Source organism: Mycobacterium sp., assembly GCF_032159765.1.
Taxonomy (GTDB): Bacteria; Actinomycetota; Actinomycetes; order Mycobacteriales; family Mycobacteriaceae; genus Mycobacterium.
Window position 1 is genome coordinate 1 of sequence record NZ_JAVHWM010000053.1, and the last position, 20835, is coordinate 20835.

A 20835-nucleotide genomic window follows, 5' to 3' on the forward strand; every position below is an offset into this window, starting at 1 on the left:
CGTTTCCCGCGTCGCGTCGAGGACCTCGACGCGGCCGTCATGTCGCGAATCCTCGGCAGGCGCGTGTCGTCGGCGTCGGTGCTCGACGGCACGTCGGGGACGTCGTCGCGGGCGCGGCTCGCGCTCACCGGTGACAACGTGCCCGAGTCGGTGTTCGTCAAACTCTCTGCCGCCGCTGCGGGCACGCGCATGCTCGGCGAACTGGCGCGGCTGGGTGAGACCGAGGCCAGGTTCTACAAACAGCTCGCGCCCGAATCGGCAACGACAAGATGGCACTGCTCGTCGAGGTGCTCGCTCACGTCCACGGGACGTTCTACGGCCGGCTTCCTCAAAAGCGTGGCGGCGGAGGGCAATTCGGTTGGTTGTGGCCGCCCTCGGCAGATCCGAGCACCGCGCTGACACCGCCGCTGATGAAGTACTCGGCCCGCAAGCTGGCCGAGCGCACGTCGATTCCCGTCGACGTCGGGCGTTATCTGTGGGAGAACTTCGACGCCGTCACCGCGACAGTCGACGAAGGTCCGCACACGGTGCTGCACGGCGATTCGCACCCGGGCAACACCTACTTCCGCGACGGAAGAGCCGGGCTGCTGGACTGGCAGGTGGTGCGGCGCGGCCACCCGTCGCGCGATCTGACCTACACACTGGTGCTGGGGATGTCCACGCAGGACCGCCGGGACGTCGAGCGCGACCTGCTCGACGTCTACCGCAAGGCATTGGCCGCCGGCGGCGGCCCCGATTTCAGCCGCGACGACCTGTGGACCCGCTACCGGCAGGCCGGTCTGTACGCGTACGTGTCGCCGCTGACGGTCGCGGCCCTTGGCGGCATGCAGACCGAGGAAGTGTCCATGGAGGGATTGCGACGCGCCGTCGCCGCGCTCGAGGATCTCGAGACCGTGGACGCGCTGCGACGATGACTCAGTTCTGGTGCTTCAGGCCCACGGCGTGGCGCAGCTGAGCCAGAAACTGGTCACCGTCATCGCTGACCACCAGGTAATGCGACACCGCCACGCGGATCGCCGTCGCCGCCGCAACGGCGCTGTTGGGCCCTGACAAGAGCCGCTCCAGACGTTCGCGCATCACCGGAATCACCGTCGACAACTGGCCGATGACGTGGCCGGGCTCGATGTCCACCATCCGATAACCGGAATACGACTGCTGATAGGAGACGATGAATCGCAATGCGGCGTCGAGCTTTTCCCTGCCGCGCAAGCCTTTGGTCGCCTTCGCGATGCCGACGTCGTAGCGGTCGCGCTCCCATTCGCCGAACGCGTCGAGCAACTGTTCCTTCGAGGCAAACCAGCGGTACAGCGTCGGCCGGGAGACTCCGGCCTGCAGCGCAACCTCGGACAGGCTGAGTTTGGTCATGCCCTTGCGGGCGAGCACCTCGGCGGTGGCAACCAGCAGCCGCTGGCGCGTGGAGGTGTCCTCGTCCGTGTCCTGGACGGTTGCTGGCGGTGGCATCCGTAGAGCATTACAAGAAATCCGCGGAGTGTCACCCGCATTGGGCATTCCCGTCGCTTCGCTCGCCCCGCATTGGGCATTCCCGTCGCACCGCGATATGAATTCTCCATGGCAGGACCAATGGAGGGCATCAAAGTCGTCGAGCTCGGAGTGTGGGTCGCAGGCCCGGCGGCGGGCGGCATTCTGGCCGATTGGGGCGCTGACGTCGTCAAAATCGAACCGCCCAGAGGGGATCCGGGCCGGATGTTCGGCCGGATGCTGGGTTGCGACCTGGGGGTGAACCCTCCGTTCGAAATGGACAACCGTTCCAAGCGCAGCGTCGTGCTGGACCTCACCACCGAGGATGGCCGTACGACAGCGCTCGAATTACTAAGCGGGGCCGATGTTTTCCTGACCAATATCCGCCCGGCCGGTTTGCGGCGGATCGGGCTGGACTACGAGAGCGTGGGACCGGGATGCCCGAGCCTTGTGTACGGCTTGATCACCGGGTTCGGCGAGACGGGACCCGACGCCGACCGCGCCGCCTACGACGTCGCGGCGTTCTGGTCGCGCGGCGGCCTCGCGCACCTGCTTACCCGCCCAGGGGAGACGCCACCGTTCCAGCGGGGCGGCATGGGAGACCACCAAGCCGGCATGACGCTGGCCGCCGCGATCTGCGCGGCGCTGGTCGCGCGTCATCGCACCGGAACGGGGCAGCTGGTCACGACATCGCTGTACCGCCAAGGCGCCTACACCGTGAGCTTCGACCTCAACACCTATCTGCTGACGGGCCAGTCGATCGCGATCGGACAGCGAGAGACGATGGGCAATCCGTGCATGAACAACTACGCGGCGGCCGACGGCAGGCGGTTCTGGGTCGTGGGGCTCGAAGCCAACCGCCACTGGCCCGCGCTGTGCCGGGTGGTCGGCCGCCCCGACTGGCTGACCAACGAGCGCTTCACCGACGCGCGTTCCCGCGCCGCGCATGCCACTGAACTCGTCCGCGAGCTCGATGCGATCTTCGCCACCAAGCCGCTCGACGAGTGGGCGAAAACCTTTGCAGGCGAACCGGAATTCTTCTGGTCGCCGATCAACTCGCTCGAGGACATGGTCGCCGATGAACAGTTCCACGCGGCGGGCGGCATCGTCGACGTGCCCGACGGCACGGCGTCTGTCCCGATGGTGGCTACGCCGGCCGACTTCCACGGCACACCGTGGGCGCCGCGATCGACGGCACCGCAACTCGGCGAGCACACCGAGGAAGTACTGGCCGAACTCCGGGACAACTAGGGACCCGAGCTGCCCCTCAGGCCGACCGCGTGACGCAGCTGGGCCAGGAACTCTTCGTCGTCGTCGCTGCGAACCAGATAGTGCGACACCGCAACACGGACCGCGGCCCCGGCCACCTCCTCACCTTGCGAGGCCAGCAGCAGGCGGCCCAGCCGCTCCCGCATGAGGGGGATCACGCGGGCCAGCCGTTCGATCACCAGCGCGGGTTCGACATCAACCATCCGCAAGCCGGGATACGAATGCTGGTAGGCGACGATGAACTTCAATGCCGCGTCCAGTCTTTCGCGCCCGGTCAGGCCCGCGGTGGCGTCGACAACACCACGCTCGTAGGACTCGCGTTCCCACACCGCGAATGCGGTGATGAGTTCGTCTTTGGAGGCGAACCACCGATACAGCGTCGGTCGCGACACGCACGCCTGCAGGGCGACCTCGGTCAGGCTCAGCTTGGTGACGCCCTTGCGGCCCAGGACCTCAGCCGTTGCAGCGAGTATTCGCTGACGGGTATCGGCGTCGACCGGTTGCTGCATGGGAATAGCTTTACAAATTTTTGCCAAACTGTCACGCTTTGATGAAGGCCATACGGATCGGAGACACCATGCGGGTCGAAGTCGACCTCGACAAGTGCGTCGGACACGGGATCTGCGAGTCGATCGCCGACGACGTCTTCGAGGTGGCCGACGACGGCATCGTGGTGATCCATGACAACGAGCGCCCCGAGTCTGACCGCGACCGCATGAAGGAGGCGGTCACGCAATGTCCGGCCGCGGCGCTGCGGCTGATGGACTGACTAACGCTTCTAGCGGCGGCGCACCAGCACCGACTGCTGGATGCTGGCCACGGACCCCTGCTCATCCAGCAGCGTTCCGACGGTCGTCCCGACGCCGTCGGGTCCGTAGTTCGTCTCGGAACGCACGCCCACCCAGTCGCCCTCAAGGATCCGGTGGATATGCACCACGAGATCGGTGTTCAAAAACGTCCACTTGGTGATGTCGATCTTCGAGCCGACGCCGTTCGCGCAGTCGGCCACCGCGAACAGCCGCTCCATGGGCGTCATGGTTTCGCCCTTGACGAGGTCGACTGTCGGCCTGATCCACGATTCGCCGGCACCGTCGTTCAACGGCTTTGTGAGCCATAGCCATTCGAGGCTGTGCACGTAGTTGCGGTCGAAGTTCTTGGCCAGATCGCGATTCTTGCCTTCCGAGCGCGGTGCAAGCGGCGGTGCTGAGGCCCGAACGACATCCGCGGTGTCCTGTTGGCGGAACCGCCATCCGCTGGCGCGGGCGACGGGCCGTGGCTGCCCGTCCTTGCCGGGGCCGAGCATCTCGGCGGTGATGAGCTCGATCTGCTTGCCGGCGCGGTCCATGGTGGCGTGCACCCAGAAGTCACCTTCGGCGGGCACCGGCCCGAGCAGATCGACGACGACGCGGCTGAGCCGGGTGTCGTCGCGGCGTTCGCACTTCTCGAGCGCGCGGACGAGCAGTGCCGACACTGGTGCCGCATGCTGGATCGCCGCGGTCCAGGTGCTGCGCACGAGGTCCGTGGCGATGAACTTCTCACCAGCGGGATCGGCGTCGTCGACCAGCTCGTAGTAGGAGTCGCTCATGGTCTTCTCTCTGTTCGGGGGTCAGGGCAGCCCTGCGCCCGGGACGTCGACGGGCACGGCGTCGAGCCGGGACAGCTTGGTGCCGATCAGTCGCTGAGGATAAGCGTCGGTGGCCGAGAGCAGGAACAGGGTGCGGCGCTCCGGTCCGCCCAGCGTGCAGGCGATCGCAGCGCGGCCATCCACGTCGATGCGGTCGGTGACGGCGCCGCCCTCGACGATCCGCTCAAACTGATGCGCAAGCGTCATCGCGACCCACACGCCGCCCTCGGCGTCCAGCGCGATGCCATCGGGAGGCCCGTCCAGATCCTCAGCGAAAGACCTTCTGTCGGATAGCGTTCCGTCATCAGCGATATCGAATGCCGTCAGCCGGCGGCCGGTCGATTCCGCCACGATCAAGCTGTCGCCGCCCGGGGTGATGACCATCCCGTTGGGGAACTCCAGATCGGACGCGACGACGTCCGCTGTGTCGTCGGCGCCGATCCGCACGATCACACCGCCCTCGCGGGCCTGGGAGCCGACATACGCCCGCCCTACGGCGTCTACGACCATGTCGCCGAGGTCCGCGGGCACGAGGTCGGTCAGATCGGCCAGGACAGTGACCGATTCACCGTCATAACGCAGCACCTGGCGCGCCTCGGTGGACGCGATCAGCAGGGAGCCGTCCGGCCGGAACCCGAGGCCGGACGGACTGTGGCCGTCCAGCCGCAGCGTGGTCAGGTCGCCACCGAGGTTGACCGTATGCACGGCCCCGCCAAGCATGTCGGAGAACCACAGCAGGCCCTCGAACCAGCGCGGGCCCTCGCCGAAGCAGAACCCGTTCGCTAACGGGATCAGGCTCATGCGGCACCACCTTTACAAAAGTCGCCATAAGTGTCACGCTCGCTGGGTGCCAGTGTCAACTATCGGGAACGCGTGAGCAGCCGTGCGCAAGTACCACGGCCACACCCTGCTCTACCTGCACGAGACGATTGCGCTCGGTTCGGGCAGACCAGAACGATTCCTTCAGGTCTTCGGTGACGTCTACCAGCCGATGATGGAAGAACTCGGCGCGCGGCTGTTCGCGATCTGGGAGACGACGCCGTACAACGGCCACTGGCCGCAGGTGACGATCATCTGGGAGGTCGACGGTTTCTCCGACTATGCCCGCCTCGGCAACGCGCAGGCCCGCGGAGGCAGCCACGAGGCGGCCGCGGCAAAATGGTCGACGTTCATCACGGAGATCGGCGCGTCCGGCGAGGGCAGGATCATGTACCCGGGCCCGAGCAACAAGACGCTCGCGCAGTTGCGCGACACCGGGTTCACCGCAACTTTGGTGATCCAGGAGATCATGCAGACCAAACCCGGCCGCCAGGACGACTACATCCGCGAACTCGAGCGCCTCTACGTACCGTGGTCGGAACGCACCGGCAAGAAGTGGCTCGGCTCGTTCACCACGACATTCCGCTTCAACGAGGTGATTCACTACTGGGCGCTGGAAGGCGGCTGGGACTGCTTCGCCAATCACTACCCGTCCTGGAAAGAAAGCCCGCCTGCCGAGATCGTGACGTGGATGAGCGTGGCTCCCGCGTTGCGCGACGGCTGGGAGGATTCGATTCTGCAGGCCCTGCCGCCGTCGCCACTGCAATGAAAACTCAAGTGGTGCAGGACTTCACGTACGACCCATTCGATCCCGCGGTGATGGCCAACCCATTGCCGTATTACCGCATCCTTCGAGACAGCCATCCCATCTACTACCTGCCGAAGTGGGACACGTTCGCGCTGTCGCGGTTCGCCGACATCTGGAACGTGCTCGAGATCAACGACGGCACCTTCGTCGCGTCGGAGGGAACACTGCCTGCGGCAACCGTTCTGGCGAAGCACAACCCCGGACCGGTGCCCGATCCGCCTCTGCATCCCATGCCGTTTCACGCCAACTTCGACAACCCGATCTACGACGGCATCCGGCGGTCACATTCAGCGCCGCTGCGCCCGAAGGCGGTGGCACAGCTGGAGGAGACGATCCGGCGCCTTGCCAACGACCGGCTCGACGAGCTGCTTCCCCGCGGCACGTTCGATCTCACCCAGGAATACGGTGGGATCGTCGCGGCGTCGATGGTGTGCGGACTCCTCGGTCTCCCAGTCGATCTCGCACCTGACGTACTCACCACCGTCAACGCCGGCAGCCTCGCCGAGCCGGGCAGCGGGGTGGAGGTCGCCAACGCCCGGCCCGGTTATCTCGAATACCTGATCCCAGTCGTCCAACACAGACGCGCCGGGGGACCAGACGGGGCGCTGCCGATCGTCGACGGCATCCTCGACTGCCGACTTCCCGACGGCAGCGCGTTCAACGACACCGAAGCGGCCACCCAGCTGCTCGGCGTCTTCATCGGTGGCACGGAGACCGTGCCGAAGATCGTCGCGCATGGCCTGTGGGAACTGCTGCGCCACCCCGATCAATTGGCCGCGGTGCGTGCAGACCTCGACGCGAATGTGCGCGTCGCCCGCGAAGAGATGATCCGCTATTGCGCTCCGGCACAATGGTTTGCGCGCACGGTACGCAAACAGTTCACGATTCACGACACCACGATCGAGCCGGGGCAGCGGATCATCACGCTACTCGCATCGGCCAACCGCGACGAGCGTGAGTATCCGCAACCCGACGAGTTCATCTGGGACCGGCGGATCGAACGGTCGCTGGCCTTCGGCCGCGGCCAGCACTTCTGCCTGGGCTATCACCTTGCGCGCCTGGAGATCGCCGTCATGGTGACCGAATGGCTGAAGCGAGTCGGTGACTACCGGATCGTCGACGACGCCGCCAGACGGCCACCGTCCAGTTTCCAGTGGGGCTGGAGCAGCGTCCCGGTGGAGGTCTGAGCGTGTGGTCGTACCGGCTCGTGGCTCCGTACACGTTCGAGCGAACGAGCAAGCCTGACAAGACAGCTGACACCCTCGCCGACGGCCAGGTGTTACTCCGGTTCATGGCCGCAGGAGTATGCGGCAGCGATATTCCCGCCTTCCGCGGTGTCCGCGGCAAGATCCCTGGCGATCAGGGCACCAGCGCGGCGGACATGGACGGCTTCCCCATCCACGAGATCGTCGGCGACGTGCTCGCAAGCCGCCATCCCGACCACGAAGAAGGCGACCGCGTGGTGGGATGGGCGTCGGGTTTCGACGGGCTGATGGAGCGGGTGGTAAGCGACGGAAACGGGCTGGCGCCCTATGACGCCGGGCTCGACCCGCAGCATGCGGTCGCGCTGCAGCCGCTGGCGTGCGTGCTGTACGCCCTCGAACAGCTCCCCGACATCGCAGGCAGGCACGTCGCGGTGATCGGCCAGGGCTCGATCGGCCTGCTCTTCTCGTACGCGGCCAAGGCCATGGGGGCGGGCCACGTCACCGGCGTCGACCCGGTCGACCGCACAGGCGTCGGCGAGAAATTCGGCGTCGACACCGTCGTCCGTGCCACCAGCGACCGGTGGGTCAGCCACCTCGCGCCAAACGACAAGGCGGACATCGTGATCGAGGCGGTGGGGCACCAGGTCGCCACGCTGGGCCATGCCATCGACGCAGCCGCATTCGGCGGCACCGTTTTCTATTTCGGAGTTGCCGATGACGACAGCTATCCGCTCAACCTGCGGGCGATGCTGCGCAACAACCTCACGCTGAAATCAGGTGTCACGCTCGACCGGCGCCGGATGCTGGCCCAGGCAGACGAGTTCGCACGGGAGCACCCGGAACTGCTCGCCAACTACCTGACGCACACCTTCGGAATCGATGAGGTACACACGGCGTTCGAGCTCGCCTGCCGGCCCGCACCGGACCGCATCAAGATTGCGATAGTGCAGTGACCCCGTCGCGGTTGCAGGCGGCTCTCGCCGCGAAAACCCAGATCTACGGCGGATGGGTCGTCGGCCCGACGATCGTCGGGCCCGAGGAATTCGCCAGGGCCGGATACGACTACGTCGGGTTCGATGTGCAACACGGATATCTCGACGACGCCGACGTGGCGCTGCTTCTCCGGCGGCTCGAACATGTCCCGATCGCAACCGCCGTCCGGCTGCCGTCGGCTGATCCGGCGCCGATCGGCCGCGTGCTCGACGCCGGCGCCGACGCGGTCATTATCGCAATGGTGGAGTCCGCGGACCAGGCCGCTGCAGCGGTGGCTGCTGCGAAATTCCCGCCGGCGGGGATCCGCAGCTTCGGTCCACTCCGGCCGAGCCTCGGAATAGATCCGGCTGAAATCGAGTCGAAGTCAGATGTTTTCGCGATGATCGAGACATCACGGGGTCTTGATGCCGTCGGCGAGATCGCCGCGGTGCCTGGCCTATCCGGCCTCTACGTGGGCCCTGCCGACCTGGCGATCTCGCTCGGATATGGACCCACACAGGCGTGGACGGAGCCGGCGATGGCCGAGACAATGAAGCGGGTCGAGGCCGCTGCCGCGGCACACGCCATCGTGTCCGGCATCCACGCGGGAACCGGAAAGCTCGGAAAGACCGCAGCACGTTGGCATTTCCGGATGATCACGCTGACGTCGGAGTCGCAGGCGCTGCGGCGCGGCGTCGCAGAACACCTGGCGGAGGCCAATGACGACAGGTGATCGTGTCGCGATCGTGACAGGAGCCGCGCGCGGGCAGGGCGCGGCCATCGTCGCGAGGTTGTCCGCCGACGGTTTCCGCGTCGCCGCGTGCGATGTGCTTCTCGACGAACTCCGCTCCAGTGTCAGCACTCTCGGTGACGATGTGATCGCGGTCCCGTTGGACGTGACGTCGATGCAGCAGTGGGAGGACGGCGTCGCAGCCGTCGTCGACCGATTCGGTTCGTTGACCACGTTGGTTAACAACGCAGGCGTGCTGCACCGCGCCCCGCTGGCCGAGGAGACGCCCGAGGGGTTCGAGCGCAGCTGGCGCGTCAACTGCCTGGGCGCGTTCCAAGGCATCAGGGCCGCACGCGAGCACCTGGCCCGCGCGCAGGGCGCGGCCATTGTCAACACCTGCAGCACCGGCGCGGTGATGGGTTTTCCCAACCACGCCGCGTACGGCTCCGCCAAATGGGCACTGCGGGGGCTGACCCAGATCGCGGCGGCCGAACTGGCGTCCAGCGGGATCCGGGTCAACGCCGTGATGCCCGGACCGATCGCCACACCGATGCTCGACGGCGAAATCCAGGCTCGCCTGGCCGCAACGTCGGTGTTCGGCCGCATCGGCAGACCCGCCGAGGTCGCCGACGCGGTCGCGTTCCTGGTGTCCGATCACGCATCGTTCATCACAGGTGCTGAACTCGTCGTGGACGGAGGGCAATGCCTGCGGGTCACCTAGGCGGCCGCGGGCTATCGGTGGGAATCATCGGTGCCGGGCCGGGCGGGCTGGCACTCGGAATCTTTCTGCGCAAGGCAGGCTTTCGCAACTTCACGATCTTCGACCGCGAAGACGGCGTCGGCGGAACCTGGCGGATCAACACCTATCCGGGTCTAGCGTGCGACGTGAAGTCGCACCTGTATTCCTACTCATTCGATCTGAACCCCGACTGGTCGCGGCTGTGGTCGGGGCAGCCCGAGATCCTCCAGTACTTCGAGCGGTGCGCACAGCGGTACGAGCTTAAACCGAACTTGAGACTGAACACCGAAATCTGCTCAGCAACATGGGATACCGAGGTGCAAGCGTGGACCTTGACCACGGCAGCCGGGGAGCGGCACATCTTCGACGTGGTGGTGTCCGCGGTCGGCCTCTTCACCCAGCCGGTGATGCCCGACCTGATCGAGGAGGAGCCGTTTACCGGCACGGTGATGCATTCTGCGCGATGGGACCACTCCGTCGACCTGACCGATTCGCGAGTTGCGTTGCTCGGCACCGGTTCTACCGCCTCTCAGCTGCTTCCCGAACTGGCGAAGACGGCGCAGAAGGTGTACTCGGTGCAGCGCTCGCCGACGTGGATCCTGCCGAAGCCTGACCGGTCCTACACCGAGCGCGAACGCTGGCTGTTCGCTCACATCCCGTTCGCCAAGAAGATCTATCGCACCCGGCTGTGGCTGCGCAGCGAGGCCAACATCTCGGTGATAGAGAACGGCAGCGACAAGACGCAGGAATTCAAGGCGCTCGCAGTCGGAATGCTCGAATCCGCCGTTGCAGACGACGAACTGCGCGCGAAGCTGACGCCCGATCATCCACTGGGCTGCAAGCGGTTGGTGTTCTCGTCGGATTTCGTCCCGGCCCTCACGCAGACAAACGTCGACGTGGTCTCCAGTCCCGCGCGGTCGCTGCGGAGCCGCACTCTCGTGACCGAAGACGGCACCGAGCTCGACGTGGACGTGGTGGTGTGCGCGACAGGCTATGCGGCGGCCGACTACCTCGGCCAGATCGATGTCGTCGGCGAGCGCGGGATGTCACTGCGGCAGACGTGGCACGACGGCGCCTACGCCTATCTGGGCATGGCCGTGCCGGGATTCCCCAACTTCTTCATGCTGTACGGGCCGAACACCAACGTGGGTTCCAACAGCGTCATCTTCATGCTCGAGGCGCAGGCACACTACATCGTGCGCGCATTGAGATACATGCGCCGAAAAGGCAAGTCCTACATCGGCGTGCGGCAGGAAACCATGGCCGACTTCACCGCGAAGATCGACCGGTGGATGGAGGGCACGGTGTGGACGACACGGTGCCACAACTACTTCCGCGCTGCCAACGGCCGCGTGGTCACGCAGTGGCCGCGCAGCGCGCGCGCATTCTGGACTCTGACCCGACGTTTCAAGCCCGCCGACTACGCTTTCGGACCGCGGCCGCGACACGAGCACGACGAACCCCTGACGGTGCATGGACATCGCTGATCGGCTGGCGCCGGAGCTGCGGCATCTGGCGTCAGCTCGCACGGACTTGTCACCCGAGACGCTCACCACGCTGCGCGAGTCGCTCAACCAGCGCCGACGCGACGCTGCCCGCGCCGTGGACACGTCGGGGGTCATCGTCAGCGACGGACACGTCGCAGCCGAATCCGGCCGATCCGTCTCGGTGCGCATTTACCGCGGCAGCCCCAGCGCCGGCCCCGCGGTGGTGTACTGCCACGGAGGAGCATTCGTACTGGGAAACCTCGACATCGACCACGTCCAGTGCGTCGAGCTCGCGCGGCGCGCACGTTGCACCGTCGTGTCGGTGGATTACAGGTTGGCACCCGAGCACCCATGCCCGGCGGCGGTCGACGATGTGACGGCAGTCCTTGACTGGGTTGTTGCGGGCGCCGCCGAACTCGCCATCGACACCACTCGAGTTGCTGTCGCAGGGAACAGCGCCGGGGGTGCATTGGCCGCCGGACTGGCGCAGCGTTCGGCCGACGGTTTGGCCGCACCCATCGTCTTTCAGCTGCTGCACCAACCCGTACTCGACGACCGCCCGACGCCGTCCAAAGCGGAGTTCACCACGACCCCGGGCATCGACGGTCCGGCCACGGATCTGATGTGGCGGTACTACCTGGGCGAAGTGGAGCCGGGCCCCGATTCAGTTCCCGCGCGCCGACGCGAATTCGCCGGTGCGGCAAGCGCATTGATCACGTGCTCGGAGCTCGACCCGTTGCGTGACGAGGCCATCGCCTACGCCGGCAGGCTGACCTCAGCAGGCGTCGCCGCCGAATTGCACATCTATCCCGGCACCTGCCACGGGTTCGATTCGTTTCTGCCCGACTGGGACCTGAGCCGCCAGCTGTTCGCGCAGCAGGGCGAGGCGCTGCGCCGCGCGTTCGGCTCCTACTGAAGTTGCTGTGCGATCGCGGCGTGATACTCGTCGATCCGTGCGGGGTTCACGATCCTGAAGAACCCGTCAGGCATCGGCGAATCTCTGTACGCCTCGATCGTCATCGTCCTGGTGAACAGTGTGACGTCGCCGCCCGGCTGCGTGAAGCGGTACTCGACCGTCATGCGGCCTTCCATGCCGCCATCGCCGGCGCTGTCATGGCCCAGCCGGCCTATCGAATTGAACACCCACAACCGCGGCCGCATCGCGATGGCGAGCTGCCACGTGAAAATCCGGTCCTGTTCGGGATGTGCCTCGTCCCAGGTATCGCCGACCTGCAGCGGGATGCGCGGGATGTTGGTGTTGCGCGGGTTTCCCGGGTACGCCTTTCCCCAGTTAGCCGGGTTGGTGACGTAGTCATAGATGGTCTCCGCGCTGTGAGTGAACGCATTTTCTGAGCTGGTGGTCACGATTCCCAATTCCGCCGCCCTCCTTCGCGCGAAGTATCTACGTGCCTAGCTTTACAGATCGGAGCAAAACTGTCACGCTGTACTTTGTGCCGTTGTCTGCGACCCTGGTGAGGCTTGGCGAGCGACCATCAGATACCCCACTGAAGGAGTGAGAGTGACCGCCCGAGCACTCAAAGTTGAGGAATTCCAGCTCAATTCGACAGCCTTCGCGCGCTACCGGCTCGCCGTGATCGCCGCCGACGTCGCCGACGTGGTCACCTCTGCCGGCGGCTGGCTGTTCGACCGGGCGATGTCCGGCTGGGACGTCGACCTGTTCATCGCCGACGCGCACGACGTGCGTCCGCTGCAGATACTCGGCATAAAGGCGCACCCGCTCGCGCTGGCAGACGACCAGCCGCATACGCACGCGCTCGCCGTCAGCGCGGACATGGTGAACGCCGAAACCTGCGTCCGCGAGATGGTGATCGCCGCGCTGGATCGCAACATCACCGAGGTCGCACTGTGGGGCGAAACCTGGCCGTCCGAGCTCCATCATCGCGCCCAGCACATGCGGCACCGGCTCAGCTGTGCAGCACGCGCGTTCAAGGAGCAGGCCGCGCACGTGGCAGAGCTTCCGGCGATGTCGGTCTCCGGAGCTGAGATCTTCCGCGGCGGCGTGCCGTGGGGCCTGCCGTACGAGTCGGATCTGCTTCCGATCGGCTGACCGCTTACGCGCTTAAGCGTAGGATTCGCGCGTGCCAACGGATACCGATCGGTGGCCCACGGGCTGACGCTGTGGCTGGTGACTGCCAGCGCGGGCGAGTGGCAAAGAACCGACGTCTCGGTTGCGCTCGCCAACCGCTGCGCGACCGCCTACGCCGACCTGCACACCGCGGACGCAATCCAGAGCATCAGCACCTAGCCGCCCGGGTTGCTGTACACGCGGGTGGGCGCGACGAGCACAGCTGTGCGACGTTCGCGGACCATGGTCTCGTCGTAGGTGGGCCAGTCGTCGTGCGTGCCACCGGCATCGGTGAAGATCGCGCGCAGCAGGGAGGCGAGTTGACCGGCATCGAGCCCGAGCTCGATGTCGTCGGGCCCGACGAGTTCGGCCATGCCTTCCACGGTGATCCACTGCCAGTCGCGCTGAAATGTCACCGCGATCGCCGGCCGCTTGCGCAGATTCGCCAGCTTGGCCCCGCCGCCGATCGCGACGAACGACAGCACTGGCTGCCCGCTGACGGGATGCGCGCTGACCCCGGCGTTCACCAGCGAGGCTTGGACGGAGCCATCACGGCGCACAGTGGACACCACCGCGAGGTACTGGACGGTTGAGGCGAGCGAAACGACGTCGTTGAGATCCGGCATGGCTGCCATTCAACTCCGTTGTCTGGCGTACACCTCGACGTCGTCGATGTTCGAGCGTGAGCGGTCAGGCAACCCGATCACGCAGGCCACCGTAATCACCGCTGCGATAACGATATACACAGAAATCGAGTACGGCGTCCCGGTCTCGTGCAGCAGCCAGGCGGCGACCAGCGGGGCGGGACCGCCTGCGAACACCGAGGCCAACTGGTAGCCAATGCCGGCACCGCCGTAGCGGAGATGAGTCGGGAAGCTCTCGCCGATCATTGCGGCCTGCGGGCCGTACATCATCGAATGGACGATCAGCGACAGCACGATCACGACGAAGATCGCTACCTGTCCGCCCTGGGACAGCACAAAGAAGTACGGGAACGCAAGCACGGCCACCGCGACCGCACCCGCTTGGTACACCCGCTTCCGCCCGAAGCGGTCAGACAGGTGGGAGAAGAGCGGAATGGTGCCGAGCTCGACTGCCGCGCCGACAAGCACCGCGGTTAGTACGAACGTGTTGCTGTAGTGATGCTTCTGTACGACATATGTCAGCACGAACACCGTAAAGAGGTAGAAGGGCATCTGCTCGGCGAATCGCGAACCCGCCGACAACAAGATCTCCCGCCAGTGGTACCGGATGGCGTCCTTGACCGGGGCCCGCGCCGTCTTTTTCTCCATTACCACCCTGGCGAACATCGGTGTCTCCAGGATGCGCAGCCGAATCGCCAGACCGACCGCCACCAGCACGAGACTCGCCAGGAACGGAATCCGCCAGCCCCACGAAAGAAATTCCTCTTTCGTTAGCACCTTGGACAACAACGTCATGCCTCCAGTGCCGAGCACCAGCCCGACAGGAACCCCGACCTGAGCCGAGCTCGCCAAAAGCCCGCGCTTGTCCTGGGCACCCCATTCCATCGCGAGAAGCACCGACCCGCTCCATTCGCCGCCGATCGCGAGGCCCTGGACGAGCCGCAGCGTGACCAGTATCAGAGGCGCGGCGATCCCGATGCTCGCGGTGCTCGGCAGCACACCGACGGCCGCCGACGCGAGACCCATCACCAGCAAGGTGGTGATCAGCGTGGCCTTGCGGCCGATCCGGTCGCCCCAGTGCCCGAAGATCGCGGCACCGACGGGACGCGCCGCGAAACCGACCGCGTAGGTCGCGAAGGACTGCATTGCACCGGCATATGTGCTCGACGCGGGGAAGAACACGTGCGGGAAAATCAGCGCCGCGGCCGTGTTGTACAGGAAGAAGTCATACCACTCGATGGTCGTGCCGATCACGCTTGCCATCGCCGCGCGGCGGACCTGAGCCCGCTCCGCGTGCTGGTCCACTTCTACTGTCTTGACGACGTCGTCGTCTCCCAGAGCCATCTGGCCACCCCTTTGTAGACTCAGCGTTCTTTCAGTGATACGCCACGGCGCAAGATTGGGATAGCCCATTTGCTGGTTTCGCGAACCGGCGGTCGTCAATACTCTCTAGACATCTGCCCGCACGAGGAGGAACCAGCGATGCGTCATCTCACCCGCGGCATCACCAAGTCGACTGTCACCGGATTTGCTCTCGCCTCAGCGGCCATGCTCCTGATCGGCACTGGTACTGCCGCGGCCGACTCCAAGATCGTTCCGCTGAGCTACCGCTTGCGAACATGTGACGGGCTGGCCACCAACCCGTACACGCCCTCGTCGGGCCAAGGCACCGCGTACGCGGTCATCTCGAGAAGCGGGTCGACGGTGACCGCAGAGGTCCACATGGCCAACGTCGCGCCGGACATCTGGTACGGGGTGCGGCTCGTCCTTACGCCGCGCCCCGGGATCAGTTGCGGTGCAGGCGATCCCGGAGTGGGAATGGGCAGGGTCTACACCGACGGGGGAGGAATCGGAAGCACGACCGTCACGGCACCGGTGATCTCCGGCGCCACCGGTGCGTGGGTGTCGGTTGAAGGACCGCTCGGGAACCAAACCCAGCTCAGCGGCGACTTCCGTACCTCCGACTACGTCGCCAGCATCTAGCCGACCGATCAGGCCGCGTTGTTCGAAGCTCCTGAGGGCGCGCCGTTTGCCGCTGGTGCACTGCCTGCCGGTGACGCGCTTTGCGGTGTGCTCGGCTGACCGGCAGGTGCCGACGACGGGCTGCTGCTAGGCGCGGTGGACGCGACCTCGCCGGTTTTGGTGGTGTTTTTCTTGTCCAACGACGCGGTCTTGTCCAACGACAAAGGTGAAATGCGAAGCGGATTGACTGGCGCGGACGGCAGCTTGGGTGGCGTGGCCGCCGCCGGGAGCTGTGGGGTGTCCTGCGGCGCGAGCTTCGCAGTGGGCGACGGCGAGTTCTTGGGCGCTTGCAGGGCAGACGGCGTTGTCGCTGGAGCGACTGTCGCCGAGATCGACCCGACTCCGGTGGAGAGATTGTTCACGCCCTGCTCGATGGCACCTGGCACTCCAACAATGGTCTGCAGGATCCGCTCGGGTGGCGTGAACAGCGAAAACTGAACCGGCGTTTCGGGATTCAGGTTGAGGCGGTCGGTATAGCCCATGTCAACACCGAGTCGCAGCAACGGCTCGATCAAACCGAGAACGGGCTCGGTCAAAGGCGTCAAGCCGACGGCGCCGAACACTTGCCGCACAGGTGCGAGCAGCGGGAGATGGTCGGCGAGAACGAGCACATACGTGTCCTTACCGCCGGCGCTGTTGGTGACGGTCTTCGCGATCGCGGGGCCCGCAGGCGCCGGTGTGAGGTCGATCGTGTCGTAGTACGCATCAGGGTGGACATATTGGACCGCCACCAGAGAGTTCACGAGCGACAGCGGGTTGAAGTACGCGGGAAAGTCGGCGTACGGGTCGTACTCGTTCGTGTAGTACGTGGTGTCGTATTCCGACGGTTGCGCGGGACCGTTCGACTTCACGAAGAACGGGATGTTCAGATCGGGGAACCGCGAAAAGATTCCGCCATTCTGCACGTTTGCCGATGCGATCAGCACGAACGTCACCTTGTCGGGGTCCACGCCGACGGGAGCGCTGGTGGCCAGATTCCGCTTCTCCCTGTCGGCGACCAGTGCGCCTTCCGAATACCCGACGATGACAATCGCCGTATTTTCCGGCATCGCGGCCTGTTCCGTAAGTCTCTGGTGCAACACGGGCACGCCCGCGGTGACGCTGTTGTCGATGTCGAATCCCGCCGGGTAGGCGACGGGAACGTACGTGTATCCGGGCGGAACGACGGTGTGGTTGATCTTCGCCGGGATATTGGCCGACGTCGGATCCCCCCGCCCGCCGATCCCGATGGCGGCGTTCGCGAGGCGCGCCTCCAGAGTGTCCGCCGTGAAATCGGTGGCGTGTCCGAACACGAGAACCGATGAAAGCCCGGCCGCCGTGCCGAGGAGTACCAGGGATCCCGGCCGACCCCCGGGCCGGTTGCGCTTGTTCGATTTCCGATGCTTTGCCACGGCCAGCTCCTCCCCATCGCGGTCAGATGCCACGAGTACGACGAATGCTATCCGACACCAGGGGCGTTGGTAAGCGAACGGGGCTGCTCGTTCGATCGCGATGACGAGCATCTTCCTTCGCTAGCTCCGGGTCCACTCGCCGCGGGCTACGTTCGAACAATGCCGTTGGAAGGAAAGGTTGCCGTCGTTGCGGGAGCCACGCGAGGTGCAGGCAGGGGGATCGCCGTAGCGCTGGGTGAGGCCGGGGCGACGGTCATCTGCACGGGGCGCAGCAGCGTGCGCGGCAACGCCGGCTCGGACTACGACCGGCCGGAGACGATCGAGGAAACCGCTGCGCAGGTCACCGAAGCCGGCGGCACTGGCGTCGCCGAGCAGGTCGACCACCTCGACGCCCAGCAGGTGAGCGATCTCGCCTCGCGACTGCGCAGCGACTACGAGCGTATCGACGTTCTCGTGAACGACATCTGGGGCGCCGAGGTTTTGAAGGGCGGACCCGATCGATGGAATACCCCGATCTGGGAGCACGACCTGCAGAGCGGGCTGCGCATCGTCCGCCTCGGGGTGGAGACGCATCTGGTGACCTCGCACTACCTGCTGCCGCTGCTGATTGAGCAGCCAGGTGGCCTGCTCGTCGAAATCACCGATGGGACAAAAGATTACAACGCAACTCACTACCGCATCTCGGTGTTCTACGACCTGGTGAAGGTCGCGGTGAATCGACTGGCGTATTCGCAAGGCCACGAACTCGCCTCAGTCGGCGGCTCCGCGGTGGCCGTCACGCCGGGCTGGCTGCGGTCAGAGATGATGCTCGACAATTTCGGCGTCACCGAAGCCGACTGGCGAGACGCTCTGGCGCCCAACAGAACCGATGGCTACCCGTCCGCGCCGGAGGGATTCGCGCACTCGGAGTCGCCGCGTTTCGTCGGACGGGGTATCGCGGCAATGGCAGCAGATCCGGACCGCGGGCGGTGGAATCAGCGCTCTGTCACGGCAATCGAGCTGGCGCGGGCCTACGGAGTCACCGACGTGGACGGGTCACAACCCGACGCGTGGACCTACACCCACTGAACCCAGCCGTACGACGCCGTGCAGACCAGCGCGAGGCCTTCAGGGGACTGGGCCGCCGCGCCACGCGGGTTCGGGCAGGGCTCGCCGATGGTGTGCACGCCGTAGAGCGGATACGAGATCACCCAGAAGCCGGTGTAGATGGGAGGCCACTGGTTGGGGATCCAATGGCACTGCATCGCCTCGCCGCCGCGGCCCCGGCCGAAGATGAACGTCTCCGTGTTGTCGCACGGCGCGTTCAGGTTGGCGTCGTAGTTCATTCCCGGTACGTCGCCAGGATAACGCCCCGACGGGTCATCGGCGGCGGCCGTGGGCGCGAAGGTGACGGTTGCGGAGACGATCGCAGCGGCGACGGCGAGCTTGCGAAGCATCAGCAAAGCCTAACGGCTGCGGCGCCGACCACAAGAGCTATTGATGTCTGTTGCTCTTCGCGCAAGCGGCTCATCGGGCGCGGTTCAGCATCCAGATCCTCGTCGACAGTGCGGTCGCGAAGGCACACCAGAGCGGGTAGAGAGCCAGCGGCGCGGCCGCGCCGTGCTTGGCTTCGACTGCACGACGGGTCAGATCGGCACTGCTGGCCGTGAGCGCGGCGGCGACGATCGCCGACGCACCGAGTCGGCGCCGGGTGAAGAACAACCAGGTCCAGCTGCCGTTCATCGCCAGGTTGACCGCCAGGGCCTTCGTGTACGCCTCGGCCCGCTCGGGATAGCCGGCGTTGTGAAATTCGTCGATCGCCGCGGCCGACACCACGGCGATGTCGCCGTAAAGCAATGGCCACACGATCGGAAAGGCCTGCCGCGGAGGCTGAAATCCGGGTTTTCGCAGACGCTCATACCAACCGGACTGGGCCGGGCGGCGGCTGGCCAACCCTCCGACGATCGCGGTAGCCAATACAGCTGCGGAAGTCTTCGCCAGTGTTCTCGGCACCGCACGACTCTACGTGAGCACGTTGGCAATCAGCGCGGTCCAGGACGCGGCGGACCCGGGTCGATGATGATCGAGAGGCCGCCGTCGTCGCACAGCCAGTCCTCCTCGCAGGGGTACGGATAGACAGGCCCGGCAGCCGGTGGCGGCTGTCCGGACGGGCCGTCGACGGTGCCCTGTGCGCACACGGTGACCCCGCCGCTGGAGGTGCAGTCAGCGACTTCGGTGAGCGCTACCTTTCCCCGTTAAGGTAAGCCCGATGACTTCCGTGGTGGTAGTGGGCAGCGGCTTCACGGGATTCGAATGCGCGCGCCGGCTTGCCCGCCTGATGCGCAAGCACAACGCCGACGTGACCGTGACGATCATCTCGCCGATGGACTACATGCTGTACACGCCGCTGCTGCCCGACGTGGCGGGCGGCGTCGCCGACGCGAGATTCGTGACGATCCCGCTGGCGGGGACTCTCAAAGGCGTCCGCGTGATCCGCGGTCGCGTCGACGACGTCGACCTCGACGGCCACACATTGACGTTCACCGATCCCGAGCAGCGCTCGACGCAGCTCCCGTGGGACCGGCTCGTGCTCACCCCGGGATCCGTCACGCGGCTGTTCGACATTCCGGGGCTGGCGCAATACGCCCGCGGATTGAAGTCGACCGCTGAGGCGCTCTATCTGCGCGACCACATCCTCGAGCAGTTCGAACTCGCCACCCTCGACGTCGAGCTCGATCAGGCCCAGGCGCGCCGCACGATCGTCGTGGTCGGCGCTTCGTACTCCGGTACCGAACTTGTCACGCAGCTGCGCGCGCTCGCCGACGCTGCGGCCGACCAGATGGGCTTCGATCGGGCCTCAGTGCGGTTTCTTCTTCTCGACGTCGCCGAACAGGTGATGCCAGAGGTGGGCGAGAAGCTGGGCAAAGTCGCCATGGAGGTATTGCGCAGGCGGGGCGTCGACATCCGGCTCGGCACCACCTTGAAGGAGGTTCACGCGGATCACGTTGTGCTGACTGATGATTCGGTTATCGGCACACGCACTGTCGCCTGGGTCACCGGCGTCACCGCCGCGCCGCTGATCGAAAAGCTCGGCCTCCCCACCGAGAAGGGCCGGCTCAAGGTTGGCGCAGACCTGCAGGTCCCGGGTCATCCCGACGTGTTCTCCGCCGGCGACTCCGCTGCGGTACCCGACTTGACGCAGCCAGGCAAGATCACGCCACCGACCGCACAGCACGCGATTCGGCAGGGAAAGGCATTGGCCCGCAACGTCGCAGCGAGCCTGGGCTACGGCATCAAGAAGAACTACAAGCACCGCAACATGGGTCTGGTGGTCGACCTCGGTCCCCGCTACGCCGTCGCCAATCCGATGGGCATCCAGATTTCGGGCTATCCCGCGAAACTCGTCACCCGGGCTTACCATCTCTACGCCATGCCACGCGCGGTGAACCGATGGGCGATGGCGCTGGCGTACCTCACCGACGCGATCTTCCCGCGCACGGTCGTGTCGCTCGGATTCTCCGACGAGGCCGACGCCGACTTCGCGGCCAGTGAGGGCATTCCGTTGCCGAAGGCGGATTGAC

General features: G+C 65.8%; 25 protein-coding genes and 1 pseudogene. 15 read left to right on the forward strand and 11 right to left on the reverse strand.

The genetic code is table 11. The features are described 5' to 3' along the window. Positions 1–914, forward strand: a pseudogene (locus QOH60_RS05385) (phosphotransferase); the annotation flags it as partial. Between the two features lies 1 nt (position 915). On the opposite strand, the gene QOH60_RS05390 reads toward QOH60_RS05385, so the two are convergent. Further along, complete coding sequence (locus QOH60_RS05390) at positions 916–1461, reverse strand: TetR/AcrR family transcriptional regulator (protein WP_526417885.1); 546 nt, start codon at positions 1459–1461, stop codon at positions 916–918. Positions 1462–1569: 108 nt separating this feature from the next. On the opposite strand from QOH60_RS05390, the gene QOH60_RS05395 reads away from it, so the two are divergent. Further along, a complete protein-coding gene (locus QOH60_RS05395; protein ID WP_526417887.1) occupies positions 1570–2730 on the forward strand; it encodes a CaiB/BaiF CoA transferase family protein in 1161 nt (386 codons plus the stop codon). Here QOH60_RS05395 and QOH60_RS05400 read toward each other — a convergent pair. Continuing rightward, on the reverse strand, positions 2727–3257 hold the full coding sequence (locus QOH60_RS05400; protein WP_526417890.1) for a TetR/AcrR family transcriptional regulator: 531 nt from the start codon (positions 3255–3257) through the stop codon (positions 2727–2729). The two genes, QOH60_RS05395 and QOH60_RS05400, sit on opposite strands and share 4 nt — an antisense overlap. Positions 3258–3325: 68 nt before the next feature. On the opposite strand from QOH60_RS05400, the gene QOH60_RS05405 reads away from it, so the two are divergent. Beyond that, the gene (locus QOH60_RS05405; protein WP_526417959.1) at positions 3326–3517 is read left to right on the forward strand and encodes a ferredoxin; all 192 of its coding nucleotides are present in this window, start codon (positions 3326–3328) and stop codon (positions 3515–3517) included. A 9-nt stretch (positions 3518–3526) separates the two neighbouring features. Here QOH60_RS05405 and QOH60_RS05410 read toward each other — a convergent pair whose 3' ends face one another. Continuing rightward, a complete protein-coding gene (locus QOH60_RS05410) occupies positions 3527–4333 on the reverse strand; it encodes an acyl-CoA thioesterase domain-containing protein (RefSeq protein ID WP_526417892.1) in 807 nt (268 codons plus the stop codon). A 21-nt stretch (positions 4334–4354) separates the two neighbouring features. Next, a complete protein-coding gene (locus QOH60_RS05415) occupies positions 4355–5173 on the reverse strand; it encodes an SMP-30/gluconolactonase/LRE family protein (protein ID WP_526417894.1) in 819 nt (272 codons plus the stop codon). An 82-nt stretch (positions 5174–5255) separates the two neighbouring features. Here QOH60_RS05415 and QOH60_RS05420 point away from each other — a divergent pair, with 82 nt between their 5' ends. The 7 genes from QOH60_RS05420 to QOH60_RS05450 are packed head-to-tail and all read left to right on the forward strand — an operon-like array spanning position 5256 to position 12048. Further along, positions 5256–5960, forward strand: coding sequence for an NIPSNAP family protein (locus QOH60_RS05420; protein WP_526417896.1), 705 nt, complete (start codon positions 5256–5258; stop codon positions 5958–5960). Next, positions 5957–7186 carry a cytochrome P450 gene (locus QOH60_RS05425; protein WP_526417898.1) on the forward strand — a complete coding sequence of 410 codons (1230 nt, stop codon included), beginning with the start codon at positions 5957–5959 and terminating at the stop codon, positions 7184–7186. The genes QOH60_RS05420 and QOH60_RS05425 overlap by 4 nt, the downstream gene beginning before the upstream one ends. 2 nt (positions 7187–7188) lie before the next feature. Then, positions 7189–8157 carry a zinc-binding dehydrogenase gene (locus QOH60_RS05430; RefSeq protein ID WP_526417900.1) on the forward strand — a complete coding sequence of 323 codons (969 nt, stop codon included), beginning with the start codon at positions 7189–7191 and terminating at the stop codon, positions 8155–8157. Continuing rightward, positions 8154–8909, forward strand: coding sequence for an HpcH/HpaI aldolase family protein (locus QOH60_RS05435; protein ID WP_526417902.1), 756 nt, complete (start codon positions 8154–8156; stop codon positions 8907–8909). The genes QOH60_RS05430 and QOH60_RS05435 overlap by 4 nt, the downstream gene beginning before the upstream one ends. Then, positions 8896–9627, forward strand: coding sequence for an SDR family NAD(P)-dependent oxidoreductase (locus QOH60_RS05440; protein WP_526417904.1), 732 nt, complete (start codon positions 8896–8898; stop codon positions 9625–9627). Before QOH60_RS05435 ends, QOH60_RS05440 begins: the two co-directional genes overlap by 14 nt. Further along, positions 9609–11132, forward strand: coding sequence for a flavin-containing monooxygenase (locus QOH60_RS05445; RefSeq protein WP_526417907.1), 1524 nt, complete (start codon positions 9609–9611; stop codon positions 11130–11132). The genes QOH60_RS05440 and QOH60_RS05445 overlap by 19 nt, the downstream gene beginning before the upstream one ends. After that, on the forward strand, positions 11119–12048 hold the full coding sequence (locus QOH60_RS05450; RefSeq protein ID WP_526417909.1) for an alpha/beta hydrolase: 930 nt from the start codon (positions 11119–11121) through the stop codon (positions 12046–12048). The genes QOH60_RS05445 and QOH60_RS05450 overlap by 14 nt, the downstream gene beginning before the upstream one ends. Here the strand turns inward: QOH60_RS05450 and QOH60_RS05455 are convergent. After that, positions 12042–12506 carry an SRPBCC family protein gene (locus QOH60_RS05455; protein WP_526417911.1) on the reverse strand — a complete coding sequence of 155 codons (465 nt, stop codon included), beginning with the start codon at positions 12504–12506 and terminating at the stop codon, positions 12042–12044. The genes QOH60_RS05450 and QOH60_RS05455 overlap by 7 nt on opposite strands. 145 nt (positions 12507–12651) lie before the next feature. On the opposite strand from QOH60_RS05455, the gene QOH60_RS05460 reads away from it, so the two are divergent. After that, positions 12652–13200, forward strand: a complete 549-nt coding sequence (locus QOH60_RS05460) for a hypothetical protein (protein ID WP_526417913.1) — start codon at positions 12652–12654, stop codon at positions 13198–13200. A 51-nt stretch (positions 13201–13251) separates the two neighbouring features. Then, positions 13252–13398, forward strand: coding sequence for a hypothetical protein (locus QOH60_RS05465; protein ID WP_526417915.1), 147 nt, complete (start codon positions 13252–13254; stop codon positions 13396–13398). Here the strand turns inward: QOH60_RS05465 and QOH60_RS05470 are convergent. Both QOH60_RS05470 and QOH60_RS05475 read right to left on the reverse strand, forming a co-directional pair. Beyond that, on the reverse strand, positions 13395–13844 hold the full coding sequence (locus QOH60_RS05470; protein ID WP_526417962.1) for a pyridoxamine 5'-phosphate oxidase family protein: 450 nt from the start codon (positions 13842–13844) through the stop codon (positions 13395–13397). The two genes, QOH60_RS05465 and QOH60_RS05470, sit on opposite strands and share 4 nt — an antisense overlap. A 9-nt stretch (positions 13845–13853) precedes the next feature. Continuing rightward, on the reverse strand, positions 13854–15206 hold the full coding sequence (locus tag QOH60_RS05475; protein WP_526417917.1) for an MFS transporter: 1353 nt from the start codon (positions 15204–15206) through the stop codon (positions 13854–13856). Between the two features lie 138 nt (positions 15207–15344). Here QOH60_RS05475 and QOH60_RS05480 point away from each other — a divergent pair, with 138 nt between their 5' ends. Continuing rightward, positions 15345–15845, forward strand: coding sequence for a hypothetical protein (locus tag QOH60_RS05480; RefSeq protein WP_526417919.1), 501 nt, complete (start codon positions 15345–15347; stop codon positions 15843–15845). A gap of 8 nt (positions 15846–15853) precedes the next feature. Here QOH60_RS05480 and QOH60_RS05485 read toward each other — a convergent pair whose 3' ends face one another. Further along, positions 15854–17275, reverse strand: coding sequence for a PE-PPE domain-containing protein (locus QOH60_RS05485; RefSeq protein WP_526417921.1), 1422 nt, complete (start codon positions 17273–17275; stop codon positions 15854–15856). A gap of 159 nt (positions 17276–17434) precedes the next feature. Here QOH60_RS05485 and QOH60_RS05490 point away from each other — a divergent pair, with 159 nt between their 5' ends. After that, positions 17435–18343, forward strand: coding sequence for an SDR family oxidoreductase (locus QOH60_RS05490; protein WP_526417923.1), 909 nt, complete (start codon positions 17435–17437; stop codon positions 18341–18343). On the opposite strand, the gene QOH60_RS05495 is transcribed toward QOH60_RS05490, so the two are convergent. The 3 genes from QOH60_RS05495 to QOH60_RS05505 form a co-directional block, all read right to left on the reverse strand. Further along, entirely contained in the window at positions 18331–18711 is a 381-nt protein-coding gene (locus QOH60_RS05495; protein ID WP_526417925.1) for a hypothetical protein, read from the reverse strand. The genes QOH60_RS05490 and QOH60_RS05495 overlap by 13 nt on opposite strands. Before the next feature lie 70 nt (positions 18712–18781). Continuing rightward, positions 18782–19267 carry a TspO/MBR family protein gene (locus tag QOH60_RS05500; protein ID WP_526417927.1) on the reverse strand — a complete coding sequence of 162 codons (486 nt, stop codon included), beginning with the start codon at positions 19265–19267 and terminating at the stop codon, positions 18782–18784. Between the two features lie 29 nt (positions 19268–19296). Continuing rightward, positions 19297–19452 (reverse strand): hypothetical protein, encoded by a 156-nt coding sequence (locus QOH60_RS05505; RefSeq protein ID WP_526417929.1) that lies wholly within the window; start codon positions 19450–19452, stop codon positions 19297–19299. Between the two features lie 71 nt (positions 19453–19523). Here QOH60_RS05505 and QOH60_RS05510 point away from each other — a divergent pair, with 71 nt between their 5' ends. Continuing rightward, positions 19524–20834, forward strand: a complete 1311-nt coding sequence (locus tag QOH60_RS05510; RefSeq protein WP_526417931.1) for an NAD(P)/FAD-dependent oxidoreductase — start codon at positions 19524–19526, stop codon at positions 20832–20834. The last annotated feature ends 1 nt before the right edge of the window (position 20835 follow it).